12 protein-coding genes and 2 pseudogenes are annotated in these 16,645 nt (G+C 73.6%); 9 read left to right on the top strand and 5 right to left on the bottom strand.

Going from position 1 to position 16,645, the window contains the following annotated elements:
* The first annotated feature begins 2 nt into the window (after nt 1-2).
* From AB0442_RS03445 to katG, 6 genes and pseudogenes are all read left to right on the top strand, one after another.
* Entirely contained in the window at nt 3-971 is a 969-nt protein-coding gene (locus AB0442_RS03445; RefSeq protein WP_366160311.1) for an amino acid ABC transporter permease, read from the top strand.
* Nucleotides 968-1,735 (top strand): amino acid ABC transporter ATP-binding protein, encoded by a 768-nt coding sequence (locus AB0442_RS03440; RefSeq protein WP_366160310.1) that lies wholly within the window; start codon nt 968-970, stop codon nt 1,733-1,735. The genes AB0442_RS03445 and AB0442_RS03440 overlap by 4 nt, the downstream gene beginning before the upstream one ends.
* A 38-nt stretch (nt 1,736-1,773) precedes the next feature.
* Nucleotides 1,774-2,747, top strand: a pseudogene (locus AB0442_RS03435) (ABC transporter substrate-binding protein).
* Nucleotides 2,748-2,898: 151 nt separating this feature from the next.
* Nucleotides 2,899-4,029, top strand: coding sequence for a nucleotide disphospho-sugar-binding domain-containing protein (locus tag AB0442_RS03430; protein ID WP_366160309.1), 1,131 nt, complete (start codon nt 2,899-2,901; stop codon nt 4,027-4,029).
* 147 nt (nt 4,030-4,176) lie between these two features.
* Nucleotides 4,177-4,389, top strand: a complete 213-nt coding sequence (locus tag AB0442_RS03425; RefSeq protein WP_366160307.1) for a hypothetical protein — start codon at nt 4,177-4,179, stop codon at nt 4,387-4,389.
* A gap of 154 nt (nt 4,390-4,543) precedes the next feature.
* A complete protein-coding gene (gene katG / locus AB0442_RS03420) occupies nt 4,544-6,703 on the top strand; it encodes a catalase/peroxidase HPI (RefSeq protein ID WP_366160333.1) in 2,160 nt (719 codons plus the stop codon).
* 100 nt (nt 6,704-6,803) lie between these two features.
* Here katG and AB0442_RS03415 read toward each other — a convergent pair whose 3' ends face one another.
* The 4 genes from AB0442_RS03415 to AB0442_RS03400 form a co-directional block, all read right to left on the bottom strand.
* A complete protein-coding gene (locus AB0442_RS03415; RefSeq protein ID WP_366160306.1) occupies nt 6,804-8,177 on the bottom strand; it encodes an MFS transporter in 1,374 nt (457 codons plus the stop codon).
* Nucleotides 8,174-8,977, bottom strand: coding sequence for a glycerophosphodiester phosphodiesterase (locus tag AB0442_RS03410; protein ID WP_366160332.1), 804 nt, complete (start codon nt 8,975-8,977; stop codon nt 8,174-8,176). Before AB0442_RS03410 ends, AB0442_RS03415 begins: the two co-directional genes overlap by 4 nt.
* Before the next feature lie 128 nt (nt 8,978-9,105).
* Nucleotides 9,106-10,137, bottom strand: a complete 1,032-nt coding sequence (locus tag AB0442_RS03405) for a glycosyltransferase family 2 protein (RefSeq protein WP_366160304.1) — start codon at nt 10,135-10,137, stop codon at nt 9,106-9,108.
* Nucleotides 10,138-10,476: 339 nt separating this feature from the next.
* Nucleotides 10,477-11,373 (bottom strand): alkaline phosphatase family protein, encoded by an 897-nt coding sequence (locus AB0442_RS03400; RefSeq protein WP_366160303.1) that lies wholly within the window; start codon nt 11,371-11,373, stop codon nt 10,477-10,479.
* A 449-nt stretch (nt 11,374-11,822) separates the two neighbouring features.
* Between AB0442_RS03400 and AB0442_RS03395 the strand changes: the two are divergent.
* Nucleotides 11,823-13,150, top strand: a pseudogene (locus AB0442_RS03395) (L-serine ammonia-lyase).
* 230 nt (nt 13,151-13,380) lie between these two features.
* Nucleotides 13,381-14,163: a hypothetical protein gene (locus tag AB0442_RS03390; protein ID WP_366160302.1), complete on the top strand. Its 783-nt coding sequence runs from the start codon at nt 13,381-13,383 to the stop codon at nt 14,161-14,163.
* A gap of 475 nt (nt 14,164-14,638) precedes the next feature.
* Here AB0442_RS03390 and AB0442_RS03385 read toward each other — a convergent pair whose 3' ends face one another.
* A complete protein-coding gene (locus AB0442_RS03385) occupies nt 14,639-15,781 on the bottom strand; it encodes an acyltransferase family protein (RefSeq protein WP_366160301.1) in 1,143 nt (380 codons plus the stop codon).
* 232 nt (nt 15,782-16,013) lie between these two features.
* Here AB0442_RS03385 and AB0442_RS03380 point away from each other — a divergent pair, with 232 nt between their 5' ends.
* Entirely contained in the window at nt 16,014-16,601 is a 588-nt protein-coding gene (locus AB0442_RS03380) for a GNAT family protein (protein WP_344623332.1), read from the top strand.
* Nucleotides 16,602-16,645 lie beyond the last annotated feature (44 nt).

Below are 16,645 nucleotides of genomic sequence, written 5' to 3'. Positions count from 1 at the left end.
CCATGACCACCGCCGCACCCGAGCGGACCGCCGGGCCCGGAACCGGGCCGCCCGGCGACGCCGGCCTCCCGGTCGTCCCCGCGCGCCGTCCGTGGCGCTGGGCGGCCGGCGCCGCCGCACTCGTCCTGGTCGCGCAGTTCCTGCACGGCCTCGCCACCAACCCCGGCTGGGACTGGCCCACCTTCCGGGACCACTTCGCCACCGACACCATCCTCCGGGCCGTCGGCATCACGCTCCGGCTCACCTTCTGGGCCACCCTGCTGGGCTTCGCGCTCGGTGCCGCGGTCGCCGCACTGCGGCTCTCCCGCAGCGCGATCCTGCGGGCCATCGGCTGGACCTACGTCTGGGCGTTCCGCTCGATCCCGCTCATCGTCCAGCTGGTCTTCTGGTTCAACCTCTCCTACCTGTACCGGCGGTTCGGCCTCGGCATCCCGTTCGGGCCGGTGCTGTGGGAGTTCGACACCGTGCACGCGCTCGGCGCCTTCGGCGCGGCCGTCCTCGGCCTCGCCCTGCACCAGGCCGCCTTCGCCGCGGAGATCGTCCGCGCCGGGGTACTCGCCGTCGACACCGGCCAGTCGGAGGCCGCCGCGGCGCTCGGTGTCCCCCGGCTGCGGCAGGCCCGGCGGATCGTCCTGCCGCAGGCCATGCGCGGCATCCTGCCCAACGCCGCCAACGAGATCGTCTCGCTGTTCAAGGCCACCTCGGTGGTCCACGTGATGGCGATCGGCGAACTCTTCCACCAGGTCCAGGCCGTCTACGGCCGCACCGGCCGGGTCGTCCCGCTGCTCATGGTCGCCACCGCCTGGTACGTGCTGCTCACCACCCTGCTGTCGATCGGCCGGTACTGGATCGAGCGGCACTTCGCCCGCGGCGCCGACCGCACCCCGCCGCCCGGCCCGCTGCAGCGGGCCCGGGACCTCGTCCGCCGGATCACCGAGAACCGGCCTAACCCCTCGGGAGGCCCGCGATGACCGCGACCGCCATGGTGGACGTCCGGGGCGTCCACAAGAGCTTCGGACGGCTGGAGGTGCTGCGCGGAGTCGACCTGCAGGCCGCGCCCGGCTCCGTCACCGTCGTCCTCGGCCCGTCCGGGTCGGGCAAGTCCACCCTGCTGCGGGCCGTCAACCACCTGGAGAAGCTGGACCGGGGCACCGTCGCCGTCGACGGCGAACTCATCGGCTACCGCCGCTCCGGCGGCCGGCTGTACGAGCTGAAGGAGCGCGAGGTGCTGCGCCAGCGCACCCGGATCGGCTTCGTCTTCCAGGGCTTCAACCTCTTCCCGCACCTCACGGTGCTGGAGAACCTGACCGAGGCACCGGTGAGCGCCCTCGGCAGGTCCAGGGCCGAGGCCCGGGCCACCGCCCTGGACCTGCTCGCCCGGGTCGGCCTCGCCGACAAGGCCGGGGAGTACCCGCGCCGGCTCTCCGGCGGTCAGCAGCAGCGGGTCGCGATCGCCCGGGCACTCGCCCTGGAGCCCAAGGTGCTGCTCTTCGACGAACCCACCTCGGCGCTCGACCCCGAACTGGTCGGCGAGGTGCTGGACGTGATCCGGCACCTCGCCGCGGCCGGCACCACCATGATCGTCGTCACCCACGAGATCGGCTTCGCCCGCGAGGTCGCCGACACCGTCGTCTTCATGGACGGCGGCGTGGTCGTCGAGCAGGGCCCCCCCGAGGCCGTCCTCGACCATCCGCAGCACGAACGCACCCGCGCCTTCCTCTCCAAGGTCCTCTGAATCCCGCACGGTCCAGCGCACCCGCACAGGAGCCCGCCGTGTCCCTGCCCCGCCGCACCCTCGCCGCCGCTGCCGCCCTCCTCCTCACCGCCTGCGGCTCCGCCTCCACCGGCGCCTCCGCCGACCTCGCCGGAGCGAGGTCGGGCACCGCCCCCAACGGCGTCACGATCAACCTGACCCCGGACCAGAACCGCGTCACCACGCCCGAGGTGCCGCGATCGCCGCCCTCGTTCCGGAGGAGATCCGCCGAAGAGGGACCCTCCGGGTGGTCGACTCGCTGGGGACGGTCCCGCCGCTCGACTTCCACGCCACCGACGACCGGACGATCATCGGCGCGGAACCCGACCTCGCGCACCTGATCGGCAACGTCCTCGGCCTGAAGGTCGAACTCAACCCGGTCTCCTGGGAGAACGTCTTCGTCGGCCTCGACAGCGGCAAGTACGACCTCGGCATCACCAACATCACCGTCACCGAGGCCCGCAAGGAGAAGTACGACTTCGCCACCTACCGGCTCGACGTCCTCGGCTTCGAGGCGAGGAAGGGCGGCAGCTGGCGGGTCGCCGGGCCGAAGGACGTCGCCGGGCACACCATCGGCACCTCCTCCGGCACCAACCAGGAGAAGCTGCTCGTCGCCTGGAACGAGCAGAACGTCCGGGCCGGCCTCAAGCCGGTCGACATCACGTACTACCAGAACTCCTCCGACTACTACCTGGCGCTCTCCTCGGGCCGGATCGACGCCTGGCTCGGCCCCGACCCGACCGAGGCCTTCCACGCCGTGCAGACCGGCGAGACCGAGGTCATCGGCACGTACTCCGGCGGCGGCGCCGACGTCCTCGGCAAGATCGCCGCCACCACCAGGAAGGACAACGGGCTGGTCAGGGCGGTGAACGCAGCCGTCAACGAGATCATCCGGAACGGCACCTACGGACAGGTCCTCAAGCGGTGGGGCCTGGACGAGGAGACCGTGCGGACCTCCGAGATCAACCCGCCCGGCCTGCCGAAGACGGGCTGACAGCGGCGCGCCGCGCGCGGGCCGGGCGGAACGGCCGATTGTCGACGGTGGCGGGAACACGTACTGACGGCCCATCAGTTCGTCCGGGCGGGGCCGGCCCGCGGGTCGGCCCCGGAATCGTCCGAGCCACGCGACACCCGGGAGACACACCGTGCGCATCCTCTTCACCGGCCCGGCAGCGCCGAGCCACCTGTACCCGATGGTGCCCACCGCGCAGGCCCTGCGGGCCGCGGGACACGACGTGCTGTTCGCCGTCCCGAGGCCGATGGAGCAGCTCGGCCTGGCGGGCTTCCCGATGGTCGGGATCGGCGACGGGACGTCCCTGCAGGAGGCGTTCGAGGCCTTCAGCGGCGAGGAGGCGGTGAGTTACGCCAAGCCCGACCTGACCCAGGACCAGATCCTCGAACGGGCCGCGGCCGCCTTCGCGTACGCCTCGCGTCCCACCGTCGACGACCTGCTGGAGACCGCCCGCGGGTGGGGGGCCGACCTGCTGGTCCACGACTCCTGCCTGGCCTCCGCGCAGCTGGTCGCCGCCCGGCTGAAGATCCCGGCGGCGCTGCAGAACTTCGGTTTCAGCTCCGGCCTGGACATGGCCGCGCGGCTGGCCCGCCGGGTCACCGACCTCTACGAGCGGTACGGCGTGTCCGCCCCGGCCCCGTCCACCCCGCTGAACATCGTCCCCGCCGCGCTGGGCGGCGATCCGGGCGGCCTGCGGATGCGCTACGTGCCCTACAACGGCGGTGGCGCCGTGCCCGTGGAGCTGCTGCGCCGGGGCGACCGGCCGCGGGTCGCGGTGACCCTCGGCACGGTGATCACCCGGATCGACGGCCTGCAGGCGATCACCCGACTGATCGGGGCGGCCGCGGCGGTCGACGCGGAGTTCCTGCTCGCCGTGGGTGACGCGGATCTCACCCCGCTCGGTACCCTTCCGGCCAATGTCCGGCCGCTGCCGTGGGTGCCGCTGGCCGAGCTGCTGCGCGTCTGCGACGCGGTCGTCCACCACGGCGGTGCCGGCAGCGCGCTGACCGCGTTGCAGGCCGGTGTGCCGCAGCTGCTCCTCCCCCAGGGCGCCGACAACTTCACCGTCGCCGACGTCCTCACCGCCACCGGCGCCGCCCTGCGCAGCGGCTCCGAGGACGTGGACTCCGGGCTGCTCGACCGGCTCGTCACCGATCCGGCGCTCCGGACGGCCGCCGTGCGCCTCCGGGCGGAGAACGACGCCCTGCCCACCCCCGCCGCCCTCGTCCCCGACGTCGAGGCGCTCGTGACCGCCCGCCGCTGACCGGGGCGGGACCGGACGGCCCCGGCGCCGCAAACCACCGGCGCGTCGGCACCTGCAGCGGCGGGCGCCGACCGGGGCCGGTCGGGGCCGGTCGGGGCCGGTCGGGGCCGGTCGGCCGCCGCGACCGGCACTGGCCGTCCATGCCGGATGCTCGACGACGTCGAGAAGACCGCGCTCCGTGCCCCATCGCCCCCGGCACCGCGCGGCCTGTTCACCTGCTCGCCCTCCCTCGCGCCGCGCCCGCCCCACTTCGTCACCCACCGCTCCGGCCGCGCCGCCCTGGAACGCCCGGCCCACCACACCGCCGCCCCCGCCGCCCGCCGGCTGCCCGGCCTGCTCGCGTCCGCCCTGCGCGGCTGACCGGGCACCCGGCTCGGCGTCGACGAAATCGGACGCTCTGCGTGTTCCTTTCACCCGCGCGGACCGAGGTGGGAGACGATACGGGCAAATCCGAACAAACCCGAGGAAGGAAGAAGGGGCGGACGTGTCCGGCAGCGAGAGCGAGAACCCAGCAATCCCCTCCCCCACCCCCGCATCGACCCGGCCCCGGACGAACCGGGACTGGTGGCCCGACCGGCTGGACCTCCAGGTGCTGCGCCAGCACTCGCCCGGTTCCGGTCCGATGGACGAGGACTTCGACTACGCGGCGGAGTTCGCCACCCTGGACGTGGCCGCGCTGAAGCAGGACGTCATCGCACTGATGACGCAGTCGCAGGACTGGTGGCCCGCCGACTACGGCCACTACGGACCGCTGTTCATCCGGATGAGCTGGCACGCGGCCGGCACGTACCGCATCGCGGACGGCCGGGGCGGCGGCGGCAGCGGAGCCCAGCGCTTCGCGCCGCTCAACAGCTGGCCCGACAACGCCAGCCTGGACAAGGCGCGACGGCTGCTGTGGCCGGTCAAGCAGAAGTACGGCCGGAAGATCTCCTGGGCCGATCTCCTGGTGTTCGCCGGCAACTGCGCCATGGAGTCCATGGGGTTCAGCACGTTCGGCTTCGGCTTCGGACGCGAGGACGTCTGGGAGCCCGAGGAGATCTTCTGGGGCCCCGAGGACACCTGGCTCGGCGACGAGCGCTACAGCGGCGACCGTGAGCTCGCCGATCCGTTCGGCGCCGTGCAGATGGGCCTCATCTACGTGAACCCGGAGGGCCCCAACGGCACCCCGGACCCGCTGGCCGCGGCCCGCGACATCCGGGAGACCTTCGCGCGGATGGCCATGAACGACGAGGAGACCGCCGCGCTGATCATCGGCGGCCACACCTTCGGCAAGTGCCACGGCGCCGTCGACCCGTCGTACCTGGGGCCGGAGCCCGAGGCCGCTCCCGTCGAGCAGCAGGGACTGGGCTGGCACAACACCTACGGCAGCGGCAAGGGCGCCGACACGCTCACCAGCGGGCTCGAGGGCGCCTGGACCAACGAGCCGACGAGGTGGGACAACGGCTACCTGGACAACCTGTTCCGGTACGACTGGGAGCTGACCTCCAGCCCCGCCGGGGCCCACCAGTGGAAGCCCACCGACCCGGCGGCGCAGGACACCGTGCCGGACGCGCACGACCCCTCGAAGCGGCACGCCCCGATGATGCTGACGACGGACCTCGCCCTGCGGGAGGACCCGGTCTACGGGCCGATCTGCCGCCGCTTCCACGAGAACCCGGACCAGCTCGCCGAGGCGTTCGCCAAGGCCTGGTACAAGCTGCTGCACCGCGACATGGGTCCGGTGTCCCGGTACCTGGGCCCGTGGGTCCCCGAACCGCAGCTCTGGCAGGACCCGGTCCCCGCGGTCGACCACGAGCTGGTCGGGGACGAGGACGTCGCCGCGCTCAAGGAGCGGATCCTCGACTCCGGCCCGGGCATTCCGCAGCTGGTCACCACGGCGTGGGCGGCGGCGGCGAGCTTCCGCGGCACCGACAAGCGCGGCGGGGCCAACGGGGCGCGGATCCGGCTGGCGCCGCAGAAGGACTGGGAGGTCAACGACCTGCCCGAGATCTCCGGGACGGTCCGGCGGCTGGAGGAGATCCAGCGGGAGTTCAACGGCGCGCAGACCGGCGGCAAGAAGGTCTCGCTCGCCGACCTGATCGTCCTGGGCGGCTGCGCGGCGGTCGAGCGGGCCGCGCGGAACGCGGGGCACACCGTCACCGTACCGTTCTCGCCGGGACGCACGGACGCCTCGCAGGAGCACACCGACGTCGAGTCGTTCGCCGTGCTCGAACCGCGGGCGGACGGGTTCCGCAACTACCTGCGGGACGGCGAGAAGCTGTCGCCGGAGACCCTGCTGCTCGACCGGGCGAACCTGCTGACGCTGACCGCGCCCGAGATGACGGTCCTGGTCGGCGGCATGCGGGCGCTGGACGCCGGCTTCCGGGGATCCCGGCGCGGCGTCCTCACCGAGCGCCCGGAGGCACTGACCACGGACTTCTTCGTCAACCTGCTCGACATGCGCACGGAGTGGCGGGCGTCGGAGTCGGAGGCGAACGTCTTCGAGGGACGGGACCGCGCGACCGGCGAGGTGAAGTGGACGGCCACCGCCGTCGACCTGGTCTTCGGGTCGCACTCCCAGCTGCGCGCCATCGCCGAGGTCTACGCCTCCGGGGACGCGGCCGAGAAGTTCGTGCGCGACTTCGTGGCGGCGTGGAGCAAGGTGATGGACCTCGACCGGTTCGACCTTCACTGAGCCCTCGAACGGCGCCGAGCCGTCGAACGGCGGTGCCCGGCCGGCCCTGTGGGCCGACCGGGCACCGCCGTGCGCGGATCCGCCGTGCGCGGACCCGCCGTCAGAGCCGCTCGGGAACGGGGTTGCCGACGGCCTCGACGGCGCGGCGGAGCGGGACCTTCACCAGCACGGCGAAACCGATCACGAAGAACACCAGCAGGGAGATGATCGCCGAGCGGTAGCTGCCGGTGATCTGGTACGCGAGGCCGAAGACCAGCGGGCCCATCCAGCTGGTGCCGCGGTCGCTGACCTTGTAGAAGCTGAAGTACTCGGCCTCCTTGCCGGCCGGGATCAGGTGGGAGAAGAGCGAGCGGGAGAGCGCCTGGCTGCCGCCGAGGACGAGGCCGATCATGCAGGCCAGGGCGAAGAACCAGATCGGCTTGTGGGCGGGCATGACGTAGCCGAGGGCGAGGGTGAACACCCAGGCGACCAACGAGCCGAGGACGGTCCGCTTGGCGCCGTACCGGCCCGCGATGCGGCCGAGCAGCAGGGCGCCGCCGATCGCCACGATCTGGACCAGCAGCACGGCGGCGACCAGCGAGGTCTGGTCCATGCCGAGTTCCTCGCTGCCGTAGAGCGAGGCCTGCGAGACGACGGTCTGGATGCCGTCGTTGTAGCAGAGGAAGGCGGCGAGGTAGAGCAGGGTGAGCGGGTACCGGCGCATGCCGCGCAGGGTGCGGGCGAGTTCGCGCAGGCTGCCGCCGGCGGGCCGGTCGGCCGCGGCGGGGTCGGGGGCGGCGCCGGCCCGGGAGGGCAGCCGCAGCATCGGGACGACCGTGAACAGCGCCCACCACAGGCCGGCCGAGGCGAGGCAGATCCGCACGGCGGTGCCGGAGGACAGGCCGAGCGCGTCGTGGCCCTCGAACAGCGCCAGGTTGGCGATCAGCAGGAGTCCGCCGCCTGCGTAGCCGTAGGCCCAGCCCTTGGAGGAGACCGCGTCGCGCTCGTCGGGGGTGGCGAGGCGCGGGAGGTAGGCGTAGGAGAGCGCGACCGACACGGCGTACGCGATGTTGGCGACCACCAGTAGGCCGCCGCCGAGCAGGTAGCGGTCGCCGCCGAGGAAGAACATCGCCATGGTCGCGATCGCGCCGACGTAGGCGAAGCCGCACATCAGTTCCTTGTGCCGCCCGGTGCGGTCCGCGACCGTGCCGGTCAGCAGCATCACCGCGACGGACACCAGCACGGAGAAGGAGACCGTGTACGGGAAGAACGAGCCCGCGCGGATCGTCAGTCCGAGCGGGTGCACGTCGCCGGCCGCGTCGGCGGCGTTCTTGGCGACGGAGGTCAGGTACGGTCCGAGGAACACCGTCAGCACGGTGGCCGAGAAGGCCGCGTTGGCCCAGTCGTTGACGTACCAGCCGAACTGCATCCGGCGCAGGATCCGGCCGTCGGTGGAGGTGTCGAGGTGGTCCGGCAGTCGGGCCGCTGTGTTCATGGGGCTCCTGTCTCCGTGCTGGAGCCGGTGCTGCCGTCGGTCCAGCAGCCGCGCTCACCGAGGACGTCCCGCAGGACGTCGATGTGATCGGCCATGATGCCATCCACGCCGAGGTCGAGGAGAGCCCTGATCCGTACCGGATCGTCGACCGTCCAGACGTGCACCTGGAGGCCGAGCTGGTGGGCGGCGCGGACGAAGGCCCGGTCGACGACCGGTACGCCCCGGTGACGCTCCGGGACCTGCGCGCAGATCCCGGCGAACGGCGTCCCGCGGCCCCGCAGCAGCGGGCCGGCCAGTGAGCGCAGCCGCAGCCGGGCCACCTCGCGCGGGCCGAGCGAGGTGGCCAGCCGGGAGCCGGCGGCGGCGCGGACGGCGGCGAGGCGGCTGTCGGAGAAGCCGCCGACGCAGACCCGGTCCCAGGCGTCGGTCCGGCGGACCGCCTCGACCAGCGGTCCGACGGCCTGCGCCACCTTGACGTCGATGTTGAAGCGGGCGCCGGGGAAGGCGTCGAGCAGGTCCTCCAGCAGCGGCACGGGTTCGGTGCCGCCGATCCGGGCCTGCCGGACGGTGTCCCAGGGCAGTTCGGCCACCGCACCGGAGCTGTCGGTGACCCGGTCCAGGCGGGAGTCGTGGAAGGCCACCAGGACGCCGTCGCGGGTGGCGTGCACGTCCGTCTCGAGGTAGCGGTATCCGAGGGCGACGGCGGCCTCGAAGGCGGCGAACGAGTTCTCCGGGCGGCCGAGGTCGCCGCCCCGGTGCGCGAAGGCGAGCGGCCCCGGGTGGTCGAGGAAGGGGTGCATGGCGTGCTCCGGGGTGTGGGAGGGGCCCACGCGGGGCCGGGTGCTGCTGGCCGCTCCGAGCCGCCTCGGACCGCGCGCGTTACAGTATGACGCAAGGTGTCAAGCAGTAACGCGCACGGTCCGCGGGCTCAGCCCCGGGCGACGGCCTGCCGGGTGCGCCGGGCGAGGCGGTGCAGACGCTGCACGGCGACGAAGCGGCGCATCCGATCGGCCAGCGTCAGCCGGTACTTGAGCCACAGCTGGGTGTTCAGCCCGGCCAGCCGCTCGGGGCCGATCGCCCGGACCAGCCGGCTGACGTGCCGCTGGTAGGCCTCCCGGTAGGCGCGGTCGCCGTCCGGGACGGACCAGAAGAACATCGGGATCTCCTCGACCAGGCAGTTCCGGTCGTAGGCGCGCAGGTGCTCGGCGAACACCGGCTCGGGGCGGCCGAGCAGCCACTCCCGGACGAGCTCCATCGAGCGGACCCGGTCGGCCAGGCCGCGCGGGTCGGTCTTCTTCTGCGTGATCGACAGCTCGCCGTCCTCGCGGACCCGCCAGTGGTAGACCGGATCGGCGAGCACGTCGACCCGCTCGGCCAGGAAGTGGTGCGGCACGCTGACCGGCGCGTCCTCGTACAGGATGCCCTCGGGGTAGAGGATGCCCGCGACGTCGAAGAACGAGCGCCGGTAGACCTTGTTCCAGGCGGTGCGGTCGGTGACCAGGGCCGGCAGTTCGCTGACGTGGGTGCGCAGCCGGGTCTCGCGGAACGGGCGGCGGTGCGCGTGCGAGGGGGTGAGGCCGTCGCGCCGCAGCCGCACGGCGTTGCCGGAGGCGAAGTCGGAACCGGTCTCGTCCAGCGTACGGATCATCAGCTGGTACGCGTGCGGCGGCAGGGTGTCGTCGCTGTCCACGAAGGCCAGGTACTCGGTGCCGGGGGTGAGGTGGCGCCAGCCGGTGTTGCGGGCGGCGCCGAGGCCCTTGTTCTCCTGCCGGACCAGCCGGAAGCGGGGGTCCTCGGCGGCGCGGGCCTCGGCGATGGCGGCCCCGCCGTCGGTCGAGCCGTCGTCGACCATGACGCACTCGAAGTCCTCGAAGGTCTGGGCCGCGATCGAGTCGAGGCACTCCCGGAGGTAGCGCTCGACGTTGTGGATCGGAACGACGACGGAGAGGCGCGGGGCCATCCAACGGCCTTTCGCTCAGGGGTGGCCGCGCCGGGCGGGCGCGGCCACCGATCACCGCAAGTGACTGGTCGCCACCGGTAGCGGCCGAGCGTAGGGAACGCGCACGACCGGCGGATGAACGGCGGTTGGCGGTCGGCGTGCGACTCGGTGCGGCGGCCCCGGCCGGCCGGGCCGGGTCACCCGGCCTTCGCCGGGGGCACGGACCGGCCCGGAGACGACGCGGCCCGAACGCCCGGAACGCCGAGGAGGGCGCACCCCGGTGCCGCGGAACGCCGTCACCCGGACCACCGTCGCCCCGGCCGGGCCGGCCGGGGCGACGGTGGTCCGCTCGGTGTGCCGTCAGTTCCAGACGCCGCTGATGTCGGAGGCGCCGGCGGCCTTGCCTGCGTGGCTGCCGACCCCGGCGAGGTCCTCCAGGGTGCGGAGCACGTCGTAGTGGTTGTACTTGGTGGTCGGCTGGGAGCCGGCCTTCACGGGCTGTCCGTAGAGGACGGTGGGGATCTGGTTGCCGCTGTGCTTGTTGTCCTCGTCGTAGGTGATGACGAGCAGGCTGTTGTGGGTCTTGGCCCAGGAGGCGTAGGGGTCGAGGTTCTTCTTGAGCCAGCCGTCGCCGGTGCCGATCGAGCAGTCGTGCATGTCGGAGCAGAGGTTCGGGACGACGAAGGAGACCGTGGGCAGCTTCGAGAAGTCGGACGGGAACTGCCCGAAGGTGTGGCCCGTGCTGGCGGGCACGTTCTTGAAGGCGAACCAGGGGTTGTGCTTCTGCGCGTACTTGCCGCTCTTGCAGGTGGTGGAGCCCTCGCTGGGCAGCCCCTCGTTGTAGCTGCCCCAGGTCTTCTTCGCCGCGATCAGCTCGGAGCCCAGGTTCGCGGCGGTCATGGAGCCGGCCTTGTAGCAGCCGTCGCCGCTGATGCCCTGGGTGCCGCCGGAGAACAGCGCGAAGTAGTTCGGCTGGCTGGGGTGGGTGATGCCGTACGAGGCCTTCAGCACGGCGCCGCCCTTGGCGAGCTGGTTGATGTAGGGCGCGTCCTTGCTGCCGATGATCTGGTTGTACGCGTGGTTCTCCATCACGACCACGACCACGTGGTCCGGCTTCGGCACGGTCGCCGCGGCCGAGGCCGCACCGGTGCCGGTCAGGGTGGTGGCGAGGCCGGCGGCCACGGCCGTCGGCACGGCGACGGCGAGCGCGATCTTCTTCCGGCTGCGGCGATGGCGGCCGGGGGTGCTGATGGGCATGCCTGTCTCCTGTGTGAGGGGAGGATGGGGGGTGGCCCGGTGCGTCGGCGGCGGCGCCCGGCCACCGGTCCGAACCGGACTCGACAGTTCTCCACCGGCCGGGGTGCGTCAAGCGCCCGTCGACCGGCGTCCTCCGCTCTGTCGAAACCGGATCAAATCCTTGAACGGCCCTGGCCGTGCGGGGCCGGGGCACCGCCGGGTCGACGCCCCCGCGAGCACCGCCAAAACTGTGTTGGCCAATCGGGCTCGGACGGGGGCCGGTTCGGGCGGCGGCACCGCCTCCGATCGTCCACGTCGATGACGGTGCGTCATGAACTGTCCCTGGTATGCCTCGTGCGGGGTGCGGGGGCCGGGCGCGCCCGTTCGCGCCAGTGACGGTCGCGCGCCACCGCGCGGGACCGGTCGGCGGTAGACCGGCAGCCCCTGACCGGCCGTTCCTGGAGTCCACTGTGATCAGCGTGTTCGACCTGTTCCGCATCGGCATCGGACCGTCCAGCTCCCACACGGTGGCGCCGATGCGCACCGCTTCGTCCGGACGCTCGGCGAGGACGGCGTGCTGACCGAGGTCGCGACCGTCGAGATCGAACTGTTCGGCTCACTGGCCGCCACCGGCGTCGGCCACGGCACCGACAAGGCCGTGCTGCTCGGACTCGCCGGCGAGCAGCCGGAATCGGTCGACGTCACCACCGCCGACGAGCGGTTCCGCCGGCTCAGCGCCGAGCACCGGGTCCGGCTGCCGGGATCGCCGGCCGCCGTCGACTTCACCCTGGTCCTCCGCCACCGGTTCCGGCCGGCCGCCCACCCGAACGCCATGACCTTCACGGCGTTCGGCCGGAACGGCGCCGTCCTGGACAGCCGGACCTTCTACTCCGTCGGGGGCGGCTTCCTGCTCCACGAGGCCGAGGACGCCCCGCAGGACGTCCCCCACCCCTTCACCGATGCCGGACAGCTCCTCCGCCTGGCCGGGAACGGCCGGATCAGCGACGTGATGCTGGCGAACGAGACCGCCCGCCGGCCCGAGAGCGAGGTCCGCAGCCGGCTGCTGCACCTGTGGGACGTCATGCGCGACTGCGTCGACCGCGGCTGCCGCGCGGAGGGGACCTTGCCCGGCGGACTCGACGTCCCCCGTCGTGCCCCGGCACTGCACCGCCGGCTCCAGCAGCACGGCGCCTCCGCCGACCCGCTGCAGGCCATGGACTGGGTGGCGCTCTGGGCGCTGGCGGTGAACGAGGAGAACGCCGCCGGGGGCCGGGTCGTCACGGCGCCGACCAACGGCGCGGCGGGTGTCCTCCCCGCGGTGCTGCACCACTACCACCGGTTCGTCCCCGGCGCCGACGAGGACGGCACCGTGCGCTTCCTCCTCTCGGCCGCCGCCGTCGGCATCGTCGTCAAGCGCAACGCCTCGATCTCCGGTGCCGAGGTCGGCTGTCAGGGGGAGGTCGGCACCGCCGCCGCCATGGCCGCCGCCGGTCTGACGGAAGTCATGGGCGGCAGCCCCGGGCAGGTGGAGAACGCCGCGGAGATCGCCCTGGAGCACCACCTCGGCCTGACCTGCGACCCGGTCGCCGGCCTCGTCCAGATCCCCTGCATCGAACGCAACGCCGTCGGCGCGCTCAAGGCCGTCGCCGCGGCCCGGCTCGCCCTGAACGGCGACGGGCGGCACCTCGTCCCGCTCGACACCGCCGTCCGCACCCTGCGCGACACCGGGGCCGACATGAGCAGCAAGTACAAGGAGACCGCGCGCGGCGGCCTCGCCGTCAACTTCCCCCGGTGCTGACGGAACGGCGCAACGGCCGACGGCCCTAGGAGGCCGGGCCGTTCACGGGGGCGGATCCGTTCTGCGGCTCGTCCCCCACTCCCAGTACAGCCCGTAGACGCCGGGGCCGGCCTCGGGGACGACCCCGCAGGCCTGGCCCGTCGACGAGATCCGCACCTCCTCCAGGTCTGCAGCGGAGCGTCGTGGCTGGGCCGCCAGGCGAGCTCGCAGCCCGCCGGCAGCATCCGCTGGTGGAATCGCGCCCGCAGCACCAGGTTCTTGCTGGGGAAGCGCACCATCCGCTCGTACTGCGTCTCCACCTCGGACGACGGGTAGGCGTAGCTGTACTCGATCACCGTGGCCTGGCCGCGGCGCAGCGGCAGGTCGAAGAGGAGCTCGGCGGCGGCGAAGCCCTCCTTGCCGGCCGCCGTGCGCCGCCGGCCGAGCCGGCATCCCACCAGGTCGGTGACGCCGGGCGCGCCGTCGGTGGAGGAGTCGGCGCGGGTGAGCAGGACCAGCCGGTCGGCGCCGTCGTCCAGGGCGCGGAGGATCTGCAGCACGTCGACGCGCTGCTCCTCGCGCTGTTCCCCGATGTGGACGTCGATCCGGGTGTGGAGGTTCTCCAGGCGGGCGTTGTTCCGCGGGTCGAAGTCGGCGAGGACGCCGCCGACCTCGGGGTCGCCGAAGGTGCTGGCGTAGTCGATCGATCCGGGTATGTGGTTGATCCAGCGGCCGCGGGGGCGCCGCGGTCCGAGCAGCACGATCAGGGAGTCCGGTCGCAGCGCCAGCACCTCCTCCAACGCCCGGACGACGGTGAGCGATTCGGCGCGTTCGGGCCGGCTGCGGCCGCGCTGCCAGTAGCTCAGGCTGGAGACGCTGACCTGCAGTCCGCGGCCGGCCAGTCGGCGCTGGATCCCTTCGAGGCCGAGTCCGCTCTCGCGGATGGCCGTGCGCAGCGCGAGGTCGAAGGGCCCCGTGCGCAGCGTGTGGAGGAGTTCGGCCGACGGTGCCGGGGAGGTCTGCCGGGAGGATGAACGGGTCAGGATGCACCTACCTCGCACAGGGACCGCACCGGTCAGCGGTCGCTCCGATTGTCCGGGAACGTACCGGTGATGATCATGAAAATTCAACACGGACCGGACTTACCGGTCAGTAACCGGCTCGGAAGGGCGCGCCTCGGCGTCTGCGGATCGGCCGACGAAGGTAGCGCCACCGGGGCGCCGGCACGGCCGAGCCATTGACGGTGACTTCGGCGGCGGCTGCAGGGGCGGCGGGCCGTCGGCCGAGGCGAGGGCCTACGGCACCCCGACCCGAAGCATGCCGCCGGCCAGGAGCATTGACCATCCCTCACGACGTCCGGCGGGAACGCCCGTTCCCGCCGTCGGCATCGACGGGCGACCGGACGGGCTTCCTGCGGACAGATCACGGCGCCGGCCGCTGCCGGGCGATCGCCGCCGTCACCCGGTCGGGCAGTGGCCGGGCGGGAGCGGGCGGGGCGGCCCGCCGGTGCTACGGCACCAACCAGGCCACCCCGGTCGCCCGGTGCATCAGCGCCTCCAGCGGACCGCGGGCGAAGCGTGCCGTCCACAGCCCGGCCGCCACCAGCGTCCCGGCGACGAACGCGGTGAACAGCGGCAGCGGCGGCCCCGGATCCAGCCGGATCCCGAGCAGCACGACCACCAGGACGTGCGCCACGTACGCCGTCAGCGACAGCCGTCCCACCGCGGCCACCGCCGCCACCACGGCCGTGCCCGCGCCGGTCACCGCCGGGCCGGTCCTCCCGGCGGGCCGGGCGGTGAGTTCCAGGCAGCCGGCGACCAGCAGCAGGGCGAACCCCAGGGCGCCCAGCACCTCGAAGCTCGTCCCGGTGTGCGGCGCGGCACCCAGCAGCCCGGCCGCGTCCCCGGGGTCGACGGCGCCGGACCCCTCCTGCGGCACCGCCGCACCCAGCAGCCGCACCGCGAGCCAGGAGCCCCCGTACCCGAGGGCCAGCAGTCCCGCGCCGACGGCCGCGGCCCGGCGCCGGACGGCCGGCCCGGACGGGTCGAGGCGGGCCAGGGCCATCCCGGCGAGCACGAACGGCATCCAGGTGGCGGCCGGGTAGGCTCCGGTGAGCAACGGCTCGGCGAGGCGCTGCGGCAGGAGGCCGGCCGCCCCGGCCGTCCGCAGCGCGTACGACAGCTGGGGGGCGAGCAGGGCCCAGGCGGCGGCGAGGCCGGCGAGGGCGCCGGCGGGCAGCCGGATCAGCGGCAGGGCCAGCAGGAAGTAGGCGCCGTACGCGGTGAGGATGAGGCTGATCGGCGGGTCGAGGGCGTCCAGGGCGGTGCCGAGGGCGATCAGCAGGACGGCTCGGACGGCGATCCGGGCGGCCGACCGCCGGGCGTCCCGGCCCGTCCCCGGGCGGCGGCCGGCGAGCAGGACCAGCGAGCAGCCGGCCAGCACGGCGAACAGCGCGGAGGCCCGCCCGTGGGCGAGGCCCATGGCGGCGCCGACCGGGCCTCCCGTCTCCGGGTCGGGCCCGAGGTGCGCGGCGAACATCCCGAACACGGCGAGGCCCCGGGCCAGGTCGAGTCCGGCCAGGCGGGCGGGACGCGGCCCCGGCTGCTGGTCGCGGCGCTCCGCGGCGGTCGCCGTCCCGGCGGTTTCTGACATGCCGTCCACTCTGCCGGGCCGGCCCGAGGAGGTGCATCGGGCGATCGGCGGACGCCGTCACCCGCCGACCGGCGGGGTGGCCCGGGCCGCCCCGGGCGGCACCGGCGGCCGGACGCCGCCCGGGCCTGCGGGGTGCGGGTCACCCGGTCCTGCCGGATGCGGGCCGCCGGGTGCGGGCCGGGCTCCGGCACACCCCTGTCAGGAATCGCGGGGCGGGGTTAGCCTGCTCCGCATGGCACCACGGCCCCTCGCGCCCGTCGTCCTGCACGGCCGGTACGTCCGGCTGGAGCCGCTGACCACGGCGCACGTACCCGACCTGCACCTCGCGGGCAGCCGCGACGACGGCCTCTGGCAGTGGCTCCCGGTGGTCACTCCCTACACGCTCGGCGAGATGCACATGCTGGTCGAACAGCGGCTCGCCCAGCAGTCGGCGGGGAACGCGGTGATGTTCGCGATCGTCCCGGCGGGCTCCACCCGGGCCGCCGGCTGGATCGCGTACACCGACATCGCGGTCGTCGACGAGCGCCTGGACATCGGCTGGCACTGGGCCGCGCGGAACACCTGGGAGACCCCGATGACCGCCGAGGCCCACTTCCTCCTGCTCCGCCACGCCTTCGACGACCTGGGCTTCGGCCGTGTCCAGTGGCAGGTCGACCACCTCGACGTGCGCACCCAGCTCACGCTGTCCGGCCTCGGCGCCGTCCGGGAGGGGCCGCTGCGCCGCCACGCGCGGCGCTCGGACGGCACCTGGCGCGACACCCTCGTCTACGCGGTGCTCGCCACGGAGTGGCGGGACGGCCTCCGCGCGGGGCTGCTCTGAACGCGGCCCCGCGCTCCCCGGGAACGGTCCCGGGGAGCGCGGGG

Source organism: Kitasatospora sp. NPDC085895, from assembly GCF_040702125.1.
GTDB lineage: Bacteria > Actinomycetota > Actinomycetes > Streptomycetales > Streptomycetaceae > Kitasatospora > Kitasatospora arboriphila.
Note: the sequence above shows the minus strand (reverse complement) of the source record. Positions and strands in the feature narration are given on the sequence as shown.

What these genes read in the sequence shown, in the direction of transcription:
- AB0442_RS03380 (WP_344623332.1), top strand. Translation starts at nt 16,014, where the DNA reads ATGGCACCACGGCCCCTCGCGCCCGTCGTCCTGCACGGCCGGTACGTC.
- AB0442_RS03410 (WP_366160332.1), bottom strand. Translation starts at nt 8,977, where the DNA reads ATGCACCCCTTCCTCGACCACCCGGGGCCGCTCGCCTTCGCGCACCGG.
- AB0442_RS03385 (WP_366160301.1), bottom strand. Translation starts at nt 15,781, where the DNA reads ATGTCAGAAACCGCCGGGACGGCGACCGCCGCGGAGCGCCGCGACCAG.
- AB0442_RS03445 (WP_366160311.1), top strand. Translation starts at nt 3, where the DNA reads ATGACCACCGCCGCACCCGAGCGGACCGCCGGGCCCGGAACCGGGCCG.
- AB0442_RS03405 (WP_366160304.1), bottom strand. Translation starts at nt 10,137, where the DNA reads ATGGCCCCGCGCCTCTCCGTCGTCGTTCCGATCCACAACGTCGAGCGC.
- AB0442_RS03440 (WP_366160310.1), top strand. Translation starts at nt 968, where the DNA reads ATGACCGCGACCGCCATGGTGGACGTCCGGGGCGTCCACAAGAGCTTC.
- AB0442_RS03415 (WP_366160306.1), bottom strand. Translation starts at nt 8,177, where the DNA reads ATGAACACAGCGGCCCGACTGCCGGACCACCTCGACACCTCCACCGAC.
- AB0442_RS03425 (WP_366160307.1), top strand. Translation starts at nt 4,177, where the DNA reads ATGCTCGACGACGTCGAGAAGACCGCGCTCCGTGCCCCATCGCCCCCG.
- AB0442_RS03400 (WP_366160303.1), bottom strand. Translation starts at nt 11,373, where the DNA reads ATGCCCATCAGCACCCCCGGCCGCCATCGCCGCAGCCGGAAGAAGATC.